Annotated in this window: 9 protein-coding genes and 1 pseudogene; 7 read left to right on the top strand and 3 right to left on the bottom strand. The window is 74.0% G+C overall.

Annotated features, from left to right (window positions below):
* Nucleotides 1-238 (top strand): annotated as a pseudogene (locus JQN83_RS30865) (hypothetical protein); the annotation flags it as partial.
* Between the two features lie 377 nt (nt 239-615).
* A complete protein-coding gene (locus tag JQN83_RS30860) occupies nt 616-1,029 on the top strand; it encodes a protein-tyrosine phosphatase family protein (RefSeq protein WP_208570669.1) in 414 nt (137 codons plus the stop codon).
* A gap of 79 nt (nt 1,030-1,108) precedes the next feature.
* Here the strand turns inward: JQN83_RS30860 and JQN83_RS30855 are convergent, their stop codons facing one another.
* The gene (locus JQN83_RS30855) at nt 1,109-3,385 is read right to left on the bottom strand and encodes an ATP-binding cassette domain-containing protein (RefSeq protein ID WP_208570668.1); all 2,277 of its coding nucleotides are present in this window, start codon (nt 3,383-3,385) and stop codon (nt 1,109-1,111) included.
* Between the two features lie 135 nt (nt 3,386-3,520).
* Between JQN83_RS30855 and JQN83_RS30850 the strand changes: the two genes are divergently transcribed.
* Nucleotides 3,521-4,240, top strand: a complete 720-nt coding sequence (locus JQN83_RS30850) for a MerR family transcriptional regulator (RefSeq protein WP_307799950.1) — start codon at nt 3,521-3,523, stop codon at nt 4,238-4,240.
* A 206-nt stretch (nt 4,241-4,446) separates the two neighbouring features.
* Here the strand turns inward: JQN83_RS30850 and JQN83_RS30845 are convergent, their stop codons facing one another.
* Entirely contained in the window at nt 4,447-5,637 is a 1,191-nt protein-coding gene (locus tag JQN83_RS30845; protein ID WP_208570666.1) for a hypothetical protein, read from the bottom strand.
* 371 nt (nt 5,638-6,008) lie between these two features.
* On the opposite strand from JQN83_RS30845, the gene JQN83_RS30840 reads away from it, so the two are divergent.
* Both JQN83_RS30840 and JQN83_RS30835 read left to right on the top strand, forming a co-directional pair.
* The gene (locus JQN83_RS30840) at nt 6,009-7,259 is read left to right on the top strand and encodes a D-alanyl-D-alanine carboxypeptidase family protein (RefSeq protein WP_208570665.1); all 1,251 of its coding nucleotides are present in this window, start codon (nt 6,009-6,011) and stop codon (nt 7,257-7,259) included.
* A 173-nt stretch (nt 7,260-7,432) separates the two neighbouring features.
* Nucleotides 7,433-8,212: a peptidylprolyl isomerase gene (locus JQN83_RS30835; protein ID WP_307799948.1), complete on the top strand. Its 780-nt coding sequence runs from the start codon at nt 7,433-7,435 to the stop codon at nt 8,210-8,212.
* A gap of 160 nt (nt 8,213-8,372) precedes the next feature.
* Here JQN83_RS30835 and JQN83_RS30830 read toward each other — a convergent pair whose 3' ends face one another.
* Nucleotides 8,373-8,603 carry a hypothetical protein gene (locus tag JQN83_RS30830; RefSeq protein WP_208570664.1) on the bottom strand — a complete coding sequence of 77 codons (231 nt, stop codon included), beginning with the start codon at nt 8,601-8,603 and terminating at the stop codon, nt 8,373-8,375.
* Between the two features lie 230 nt (nt 8,604-8,833).
* Between JQN83_RS30830 and JQN83_RS30825 the strand changes: the two genes are divergently transcribed.
* Nucleotides 8,834-10,063 (top strand): D-alanyl-D-alanine carboxypeptidase family protein, encoded by a 1,230-nt coding sequence (locus JQN83_RS30825; protein WP_307799945.1) that lies wholly within the window; start codon nt 8,834-8,836, stop codon nt 10,061-10,063.
* Nucleotides 10,060-10,902 carry a M15 family metallopeptidase gene (locus tag JQN83_RS30820; protein WP_372444187.1) on the top strand — a complete coding sequence of 281 codons (843 nt, stop codon included), beginning with the start codon at nt 10,060-10,062 and terminating at the stop codon, nt 10,900-10,902. Before JQN83_RS30825 ends, JQN83_RS30820 begins: the two co-directional genes overlap by 4 nt.
* The last annotated feature ends 189 nt before the right edge of the window (nt 10,903-11,091 follow it).

Genomic DNA, 11,091 nt, shown 5'->3' with positions numbered 1-11,091 from the left:
CGACTCGCAGGGCCTGTTCCAACAGCGCCCGTCGTCCGGCTGGGGCACCGTCGAGCAGATCACCGACCCCGAGTACGCCACCCTGGCGTTCCTCAAGGGCCTCAAGCAGGTCGACGGCTGGCACGACATGCCCCTGACCAAGGCCGCCCAGACCGTCCAGGTCTCCGCCTACCCCGACCACTACGCCCAGTGGGAAACCCAGGCCGCCGACCTCGTCGCCCACCACTGGAACAGCTGACCCGCAGCAAACCCGCACGACAGCGCTGGCCGGCACCCCGCCCGGGGTGCCGGCCAGCGCTGCTGTCGTGGCCGGCGGCGGGTGGCGACCTCGGCCAACCCGGTGCCGTGGCGGGGCGGCGTCGTGGCGGGGCGGCCACATGAGAGTGACCGGGGTCACTGGAGGGTGGGGAAGGGCGAGGTGGGGTCCCGCGTTGTGGAGGGTGTCGGTGTGTCCGGTGTCCCCGGGCCTCACCTGAAATGCCGTCGCGGAGTTCCGTTCGGCTGGAGCCGCGTTGCGCCACGCGCCGAGAGGCGACCCGCACATCGACACGCGCCGCCCCCGACCCACCCGGGTCGGGGGCGGCGCGCTGTGTGCGTACCGGGCAGAATCGCGGTGTGGAGTGGTCCAGTTCGACCGGCGTGGTCACCCTGCCCAGCGGCGCGACCGTGCGCGGGCGGCGGGTGGCCGACGCGGTGTCACCCGCCGACTTCGCCCTGATCCTGGCGCCCGGCCCGACCCCGGCCTGGCCGTACCGGCGCATCCGGTGGCCCGACTTCTGGCTGCCCGTCGACCGCGCGGACGCCCTGGACGCCCTGCGCGAGGCGTTGCGGCGCGCGCAGGGCGGTGCCCGGGTGGAGGTGGCCTGCCGGGGCGGGATCGGCCGGACCGGCACCGCCCTCGCCGCCCTGGCGATCCTCGACGGACTGCCGGCCCGACAGGCGGTGGGTTGGATCCGCGACCACTACCACCCGAAAGCCGTGGAGACCCCCTGGCAGCGGGCCTGGTTGCGGCGACTTCCCGGCCGCTGACCGCACCGCGTCCCGCGCTCGCGGCCCGCCGGTCAGGGGCGTCCGTGTGCGTCGGCCACGGGCTGGAGGTGATCCGGGGTCACCGGGGTGCGACGTACTCGCGCAGGTGGCTGGCGGTCAGGGTGTCACCGTGCGCGACCAGGTCGGCGGGGGTGCCGGTGAAGACGATCCGGCCGCCGTCGTGTCCGGCACCGGGACCCAGGTCGATGATCCAGTCGGCGTGCGCCATCACCGCCTGGTGGTGCTCGATGACGACCACCGTGTTGCCCGCGTCGACCAACCGGTCCAACAGGGCCAGGAGTTGGTCCACGTCGGCCAGGTGCAGACCGGTGGTCGGCTCGTCCAGCACGTAGGTGGCGGCCTTCTCGGCCATGTGCACGGCTAGCTTGAGCCGCTGGCGTTCCCCACCGGAGAGGGTGGTCAGCGGTTGCCCCAGGGTCAGGTAGCCCAGCCCGACCTCGGCCAGGCGGTCCAGCACCACCCTGGCCGGGCCGGACGGGAAGAACTCCCGGGCCTCGGTGACCGACATGCCGAGCACCTCGCTGATGTTGCGGCCGCGCAGCGTGTATCTCAGCACCTCGAGGGTGTAGCGCCGCCCCTCGCAGGCCTCGCACACGGTGGCGACGGCAGCCATCGTGGCCAGGTCGGTGTAGACCAGTCCGATTCCCTTGCAGGTCGGGCAGGCGCCCTCGGAGTTGGCGCTGAACAGCGCGGCCTTCACCCCGTTGGCGCGGGCGAACGCGGTGCGGATCGGGTCGAGCAGGCCGGTCCAGGTCGCCGGGTTGCTGCGTCGGGAGCCCCGGATGGCGGACTGGTCGACCACCACCACCCCGTCCCGACGGGGCAACGAGCCGTGGATCAGTGAACTCTTGCCCGAGCCGGCCACGCCGGTGACCACGGTCAGCACCCCCAGCGGCAGGTCCACGTCGACGTCGCGCAGGTTGTGCAGGTCGGCGCCCCGGATCGGCAGGTGACCGGTGGGTGTGCGGACGGCGGCCCGCAGGGTGACCCGGTGGTCCAGGTGCCGGCCGGTCAGCGTGCCGGAGCGCCGTAGCCCGGTCACGTCCCCGGTGTAGCAGATCCGACCGCCCGCCGCGCCGGCTCCCGGGCCGAGGTCGACCACGTGGTCGGCGATCGCGATGGTCTCCGGCTTGTGTTCCACGACCAGCACCGTGTTGCCCTTGTCGCGTAACCGCAGCAGCAGGTCGTTCATCCGGTTGATGTCGTGCGGGTGCAGCCCCACCGTCGGTTCGTCGAACACGTACGTCACGTCGGAGAGACTGGACCCGAGGTGGCGGACCATCTTCACCCGCTGCGCCTCGCCGCCGGAGAGGGTGCCGGACTCCCGGTCCAGGCTGAGGTAGCCGAGGCCGATCTCCACCAGCGAGTCCAGGGTGTCGCGCAGGTCGGCCACCAGCGGTGCCACCGACGGGGCGTCGATCCCGCCGACGAACTCCGCCAGGTCGCTGATCTGCTGGGCCGCGCACTCGGCGATGTTGCGTCCGGCGATCCTCGACGACAGGGCCGCCGCGTTGAGCCGGGCACCACCGCAGGCGGCGCAGGTGGCGAAGGCGACCGCCCGGTCCACGAAGGCGCGGATGTGCGGCTGCATGGACTCCCGGTCCTTGGCCAGGTAGAGCCGGCGGACCTTCACCACCAGCCCCTCGTACGTCCAGCTGTTGGTCCCGACCTTGATCTTGGTGGCCGGCTTGTGCAGGAAGTCCGCCCACTGCTGCGCGGTGAAGTCCTGGAGCTTGACGTCCGGGTCGAACAGGCCGGACCCGACGATGGTCTGCCAGTACCAGGAGTCGACGGCGAAGTTCGGCACCAGGATCGCCCCGTCGTTGAGCGAGCGTTCCACGTCCACCATGGCCGACACGTCGAGGTCGGAGACCCGGCCCAGCCCCTCACAGGTGGGGCACATGCCCTCGGCGAGGTTGAAACTGAACGCCCCGGCCCCGCCGACGTGCGGCTCGCCGAGCCGGCTGAACAGGATCCGCAGCAGCGCGTACGCGTCGGTCGCGGTGCCCACGGTGGAGCGGGAGTTCGCCCCCATCCGCTCCTGGTCGACCACGATCGCCGGGGTCAGGTTCCGCAGCGAGTCGACGTCGGGGCGGGACAGGTTCGGCATGAACGACTGGAGGAAGGCGCTGTAGGTCTCGTTGATCAGGCGGCGGGACTCGGCGGCGACGGTGCCGAACACCAGGGAGGACTTCCCCGAGCCGGAGACCCCGGTGAAGACCGTGAGCCGTCGCTTGGGTATGTCGACGGAGACGCCGGTGAGGTTGTTCTCCCGGGCGCCCCGTACCTCGATCATGTCGTGGTGGTCGGCGGTGGACCGTGCTGACTGCTCCATACCTTCGATTTTCTCATTCATGCTCCCGTTGAGACTTCTGTCGGAGCACGCCGAGCCGACCGGATGCAGGTGGGCGGAAAGTCTCAAACCACGTGGCAACCACTAGGCTGGACGGGGGCGAGCGGAGGGGGCCGGGTGGGGGAGCGGCGGTGGCGGTTGGTCGACGTCGCGGCCAGTGCCGGGATCTCCACCCAGCAGGTGCGCAACTATCTGGCCGACGGGCTGCTGCCACCGGCCGGCCGCACCCCGAGCGGCTACCGGATGTTCACCGAACGCCACGTCCGGGCCCTGGCCGTGGCCCGGCGGATGGCCGAGGGGCACGGCTGGGCGCGTACCCGCGAGGTGTTGGCCGCCGTGCACCGGGGTGAGCTGCCGGCGGCGCTCGCCGCGCTCGACGCCGGGCACGCCGAGCTGGACCGCGAACGGGCCGAGATCGCCCGGGTGCTGGGCGCCTTCGAGACGGTGCTGGACAGTCCGGCGGCGGCCGTGCCCCGCCGGGACGCCCGGATCGGTGTGGTGGCCGCCCAGGTCGGGGTGCGGACCTCGCAGCTGCGCCTGTGGGAGCAGCGCGGCCTGCTCCGCCCGCACCGGCAGCGTGGCACCGGCTACCGGGTGTACGACGTGGCCGAGTGGCGGGCGGCGCAGGTGGTGGCGCTGCTGCGTCGGGGCGGGTACCCGTTCGACATCATCACCGCGGTCCTCGACGAGTTGCGCAGCACCGGCCGACCGGACCGGGTGCGGGCCGAACTCGCCCGGCGGGAGCAGGACCTGCACGCCCGCAGCCTGCGTCGGCTGCGAGGCTCCGCCGCGTTGTCCGACTACCTCGCCGAAACCGTCCCGGCCGGGACGCACTGAGCCGACCGAGGCGCACTGGAGCCGGCCGAGGCGCGCTGGAGCCGACCGAGGCGCGCTGGGTCGGTCGGGACGCACTGAGCTGGACGGGGGAGCGCTGACCACGGCGGGGGCGTGCTGAGCCGGGTGGGACGTCGGGTGTGCCGGGGTGGGTGCGCACAGCCGGACGGCCCGGCGGATCATCCGCCGGGCCGTCCGTGAGGGACCGGTCAGTTCAGGCCGCAGGCGGCGAAGTTGTCGAGGTTGGGGCGCTGTGCGCCGACGCGGTTGAAGGCGATCTCGATGCGGTCGAGGGCGGCTTGGCGCTTGTCCTTCAGCGGGCCGAGGATGGCGTTGTTGATGAAGTTGGCGCCGCCCTGGGGGTTGGCGGCCTGCTGGGCGAGGCGGGCGTTGGCTTCGCCGATCTGCTTGTCGAGGTTGGCCAGTTCGGCCTGGACGTTCGCGGCGGCCTGGGCGGGGACGGCGGGGATCTGCGGCGTCGGGCAGTTCACCGTCCGGGCGTTCCCCGCGTTGCCGGCACCGTTGTTGCCCGCGCCGTTGTTACCCGCGCCGTTGTTGCCGGCACCGTTGTTGCCCGCGCCCGCGCCCGCGCCCGCGTTCCCGGCACCCGCGCCGTTGAGACCGCAGGCGGCGAAGTTGTCGAGGTTGGGGCGCTGTGCGCCGACGCGGTTGAAGGCGATCTCGATGCGGTCGAGGGCGGCTTGGCGCTTGTCCTTCAGCGGGCCGAGGATGGCGTTGTTGATGAAGTTGGCGCCGCCCTGGGGGTTGGCGGCCTGCTGGGCGAGGCGGGCGTTGGCTTCGCCGATCTGCTTGTCGAGGTTGGCCAGTTCGGCCTGGACGTTCGCGGCGGCCTGGGCGGGGACGGCGGGGATCTGCGGCGTCGGGCAGTTCACCGTCTGGGCGGCGGCAGTGGTGTTGTTCCCGCCGGTGGCGGCGTTGCCGGCCTTGACGGAGCTGTTCAGCGCACTGGCGACGCCCGGGGCGTTCAGCCCGCAGGCGGCCAGGCTGTCCAGGTTGGGGCGTTGTGCGCCGACCCGGTTGAAGTTGATCTCGATGCGGTCCAGCACCGCGACGCGCTTGCTCTTCAGCGGGCCGAGGATGGCGTTGTTGATGAAGTTCGCGCCGCCCTGGGGGTTGGCGGCCTGCTTGGCCAGCCGCTCGTTCTGCCGGGCGATCTCCTCGTCCAGGTTGGCCAGTTCCCGCTCCACCCCGGCGGCGGCCGCCGCCGGGACCGCCGGCAGCTTGTCCCGTACGGTGGGGCAGTTCACGGTCTGCGCGGCGCTGCTGCCGGTGTTCTCGGCGGCGGAGGCGAGCTGCAGGCCGCCACCCAGGAGCAGCACCGCCAGGGCGCCCACTCCGCCGAGCTTGAGAACGGAATTCTTCCGCATTGGCCTGGCCATGTACCTCTCCTCTGATCTCCGACGGACCGTCGACGGATGTCGCGTCCGGTCGGTCCGACGGTGGCTGGGGTGAAGGTGGGCCGTCGTCCGCCGCCTCGTACTCGGCAGCGCCCCGGTCCGTCCTTGCGGCGATGGATACGGGGACCACTCGGAGATCGTTCAAGAATTTTGGTGAGCTTCCGGTCGCACTCCGTGGTTGTCGGTAAAACCGCAGCTCAGGGCGCATGGGAGCGATCCCGCCCGTGCTCTGCGGCAGCAATTTAGGCAACGTTGCGTAATGGTGTGATCATCGAGAGTGAGGCAACCCGCTCCCGTCGGGCCGGTCGCGCCCCCTGGGAGAGCGACGCCCCGCCTCGGTAGGGTGCCTGACCATGAGAGCCCGGGTCCTGGCCGCCGCCGTCGCGGCCGTACTCCTCACCGTGGCACTGCCGGTCCCCGCGCACGCGGGCGTCGCGGGCCGCGCCGGCTCGGCCCGCGCGGCCGTCGTGCCGTGCCCGAAGCTGCCGACGCCGAAGGTCACCCGGCCTCCCCGGCCCGCGCCGCCGGCGGCGGTGCCCGAGCAGCAGACGGTGGGCGGAGAGTCGTTGGCCACCCCCGGGTTGACCGTTCCCCCGGGCACGCCCGCGCCACCGCCGGTCACCGCCACGTCGTGGCTGGTCGCCGACCTGGACACCGGAGCGGTCCTCGGCGGCTGCGGCCCACACGCGTACGCCACCCCGGCCAGCGTGCAGAAGTTGCTCCTCGCCGCCACCATGCTGCCGAAGCTGAACCCGAAACAGGTGGTCACGGCGACCCGCGCCGACCTGGACATCGAGCCCGGCAGCTCCGCCGTCGGCCTGCTCGACGGTGGCCGCTACTCGGTCGAGACCGCCTGGCTCGGCCTGCTGCTGCAGTCCGGCAACGACGCGGCGAACCTGCTGGCCCGGCTGGGCGCGGGCAGCTCCGCCGCCGGGGTCCGCGAGATGAACGCCGAGGCCCGTCGGCTCGGCGCGTGGCAGACCCGGGCGGTGACCCCGTCCGGGTTGGACGGGCCGGGCCAGTTCACCAGCGCGTACGACCTGGCGCTGATCGCCCGGGTCTGTTTCGCCGACCCCACCTTCCGCCGGTACGCGCTGACCGAGCGGACCCAGATCCCGGCCCAACCCGCACTGCGCAAGCCCGGCTTCCAGATCCAGAACGAGAACCAGTTGATCTACCGGTACCCGGGGGCGTTGGGCGGGAAGACCGGATTCACGGACCTGGCCCGGCACACCTACGTCGGAGCCGCGCAACGCGGTGGGCGTCGGCTGGTGGTGACCCTGCTCGGTGCGGAGGCCCGCCCGGTGCGTGGCTGGGAGCAGGGGGCGCGGCTGCTCGACTGGGGCTTCAGCCTGCCCCGGGACGCCTCGGTCGGGCGGCTGGTCGAGCCGGGGGAGGTGACCACCCCCCGCACGTCGGTGTCGCCGTCGGCCCCGGTGGCCGCCGCCCCGGGTCCCGCCGGCCGGCCGGCGGGCACACCGCACTGGCTCGGCACGGCGGTGATCGGCGGTGCGGCGGCCCTGGTCGGGGTGTTGGCCGTCCTGTTCGCTGTCGGTCGTCGGCGGACCCGTCGCCGGGTCCGCCGACGCGTCGCCTGGGACTGACCGCCGACCCCGCCGGCTGTGGCGCGCGGAGACCCGCGGCGGCCCGCCCGGGGGACCGACGGTGACGCCCCGCCCGGTGTCGATCAGCGTCGACAACCGGGCCGGCCATCCATAGACTCCGGTCGTTGCGGTACCGCCCGCCTCTCCGGTACCACGAGTCCAGGAGGACCACAGTGTCGAGTGAACCCCGACCGTTCGCCGCCGGGTCGCGTCCGGCCGGCCGGCTGACCCGCCTCGCCGGGGTGGCGCTGGCCTCGGCGGCACTGGTCGTCGCCGGTGGCACCGCCGCCGTCGCCGCGCCCGCCGACGGGCCGAGCGCCGCCCGGACCACGAAGGGGCCGTGCGCGTACACCTCCACGCCCGACGAACCACCGGCCCGGCCGGTGCCGCTGCCGCGGGACCCGCGCCGGACGCCGGACGAGGGCACGGTCCGGGTCACCCTGCGCACCAGCCAGGGGCCGATCGGCCTGACCCTGGACCGGGAGCAGGCCCCGTGCACGGTGCAGAGCTTCCTGCACCTGGCGCGGCACCGGTTCTACGACTGGACGCCCTGTCACCGGTTGACCGCCTACCCGACGCTCAAGGTGCTCCAGTGCGGTGACCCGTCCGGCACGGGTGAGGGCGGGCCGGGCTACCGCTACCGCGACGAACTGCCCACCGACCTGCCGCCCGCGCCGACCGACCCGACCGGCGTGCGCCGGCTCTACGCCCGGGGCACGCTCGCGATGGCCAACGCCGGGCCGGACACCAACGGCAGCCAGTTCTTCCTGGTCCAGTCGGACTCGGCGCTGCGCCCCAACTACACCGTCTTCGGCACCATCGACGTGGCCGGGCTGAAGACCCTGGACAAGATCGCCGCCGGTGGCATCGCGCCCACCCCGGAGGACCCCGCGCCGGTGGACGGTGCCCCGGCCCTGCCGGTGCAGATCCACCGCGCGATCCGCGGCCACTGAACAGTCCGGCGGCCACTGAGCAGTCCGGCCCCGGCGACCCGGGCTACCGCACCCTCCGGTGCGGGCACCCCGGGTCGCCGGTGAGCCGGCCGGTGCGGGCTCAGCCCGACGGGCCGGCGCACCTGCCGGGCGGGGGCGGGCGACCACCCCCGCCCGACGGTCAGCCCTGCTCGCCTGCCGCCCGGGTCCGGTCGGCGTCCGCGTCGGCCGCACCGACCGGCACGCCGTCGCCGTCCCGGGTGCCGTCGGACAGGTCCACCTCCGCGCCGGCCTGGGCGGCGTCGGCGCGGGCGTCGTCCGCACCCACCACGGGACGGGTGTCGACGTCGTCGACGTCGACCAGGTCATTACCGACCGCGAGGCCGATCGGGGCGTAACGGGGGTCGGTCATGGTCTCCTCCTTCACCGGTGCCTACCCTCCGCTACCCCCATCCACCGTCGTCGACACCTCCCGCCGCCGTCCGGCTGCTGGCAGCTGCCCCGGCCCACCAACCCCGACCCGGGTCCGACCGGCGGCTCCACCCCGTCGACCGGCGGCATCCTAGCGACCCGGTCGCCCCCACCGGGTGGGATTCGCCGGATCACCGGACCGGCGGGGCGGGTGTCACTACCTTCGTCAGCGTGAGAGTTCGGGGACGTACCGCCGCCGTCATCGCCGTCGTGCTGCTGTCGCCGGTCGTCGCACCCGCCGGTGTGGCGGACGCCGCCGGGGCGGTGACCACCGGTCCGTGTGCGCCGGTGCCGGCGGTGTCCCGGCCGCCCCGACCGGTCCCGCCCCACACGGAGGCCGCCGACCGGGCGGTCGGCGGCCCCGCCCTGGCCACCACGGGCCAGGTCCGGCCGGCCGGGACACCCAGGCCGCCCGCCGTGCCGGCCACCTCCTGGCTGGTCGCCGACCTGGACAGCGGCGACGTGCTCGGCGGCTGCGGCCCGCACGAATACGGCACCCCGGCGAGCGTGCAGAAGCTGCTGCTGGCCGCCACCGTGCTGCCGACCCTCGACCCCCGGCAGGTGGTCACCCTCACCCCCGGCGACCTCGACATCGAGCCCGGCAGCTCCGCCGTGGGCTTCGCCGAGGGTGGCCGGTACCGGATCGAGACCCTCTGGTTGGGTCTGCTGCTCAAGTCCGGCAACGAGGCGGCCAACGCGCTGGCCCGCCTCGGCGGTGGCCCCGACGGGCTGCCCGGTGGGCTGCGGGCGATGAACGAGCACGCCCGGCAGCTCGGCGCGTTGCAGACCCACGCGGTGACCCCGTCCGGGTTGGACGGCCCGGGCCAGTTCACCAGCGCGTACGACTTGGCGCTGATCGCCCGCGCCTGCTTCGCCGATGCCACCTTCCGCCGCTACGACACCACCCGGGAGGCGATGATCCCGGCCCAGCCGGCGTTGGGCGAGAAGGCCTTCCCGATCCAGAACGACAACCAGCTGCTCTACCGCTACCCGGGGGCGTTGGGCGGCAAGACCGGCTACACGGACCTGGCCCGGCACACCTACGTCGGGGCCGCCGAGCGGGGCGGACGGCGGCTGGTGGTCACCCTGCTCGGCGCGGAGGTCGTCGACAAGCGGGGCTGGGAGCAGGGGGCGGCCCTGCTGGACTGGGGGTTCGGGGTGCCCCGGGGTGCGGCCGTGGGTCGACTGGTCAACCCGGGTGAGCTGACGGCGGGCCCGTCCGGGACCGCCGTCCCCCCGCCCCCGCTGGCCGCCGCCGGTGGTCCGGGCCGGCTGGACCCGCCCGGTCACCCCTGGTCACGTCCGCTGGTCGCGGTCTCCCTGGCCGCCGTCGTGGCCGGGCTCGCCGGGCTGCTGCTCGCCCTGCGCCACCGACCCCACGACGTCCGCCGACGGCGGTGAGACGCGGGGCGGAGCACCCCCGGTGGGTGCTGGTCCGGTTGCTGATCGTCACGGTGCTGCTCGTGGCGGTGGGCTGCGACCGGCCGCCGCAGCCCGCACCGCAGGCGGAAGCCGCAACGCCCACCCCGACCGGACCACGTGCCCCCACCGACGTGGTGCTGCTGTCCGAGGTCGACCCGAGCATCGTCGTGGACATCCGCTACGCCGGCCCGCACAACTTCGTCGGCCGCCCGGTGGACGGCTACGACGAGCCGTTGTGCCTGCTCACCCGTACCGCCGCCGAGGCGTTGCGCCGGGTGCAGGACGCCGCCCGCGCCCAACGGCTGAGCCTGCGGGTGTACGACTGCTACCGGCCGCAGCGCGCCGCCGACGAGTTCGTCCGCTGGGCGAAGGACCCCGCAGCGCAGCAGACGAAGGCGGAGTTCTATCCCCGGGTGGCCAAGTCGAAGCTGTTCGCCGACGGCTACCTCGGCGCCCCCACCGCGCACAGCCGGGGCAGCACCCTCGACCTGACGCTGGAGCCCCGCCCGGCCCCGCCCCGCACCTCGTACGCCCCGGGCCGGCCGCTGGTGGCCTGCACCGACCCGGCCGACCGGCGGTTCGCCGACGGCAGCCTCGACATGGGCACCGGCTTCGACTGTTTCGACCCGCTGGCGCACACCGCCGACCCCCGGGTGACCGGGGCTGCCCGGACCCACCGGCAGTTGCTGGAACGCCTGATGACGCAGGAGGGTTTCGTCAACTACGACCGGGAGTGGTGGCACTACCGGTACGCCGACGAGCCCTACCCCGACACGTACTTCGACTTCCCGGTGGCCCGGGCGTCCCTGCCCCGCTGAGCGGCCCGGTCGCCGGCCCGGGCCGGACGTCGCCGGGACGCCCACCACCGGCACCACCCGACGGGGTGACCCGCGCCCGCCGCGCCACCACGCCGGCCGGGTGACCAGCACCTGCACGTCCGGTCGGCACGAATTTCGGCGGGTCGGCAGCCACCGGCCGCTAGGCTGCCCGACGGCTCCCAGCCGCCC

Origin of the sequence: Micromonospora antibiotica (assembly GCF_017599305.1) — a bacterium.
Taxonomy (GTDB): Bacteria; Actinomycetota; Actinomycetes; order Mycobacteriales; family Micromonosporaceae; genus Micromonospora; species Micromonospora antibiotica.
Note: the sequence above shows the minus strand (reverse complement) of the source record. Positions and strands in the feature narration are given on the sequence as shown.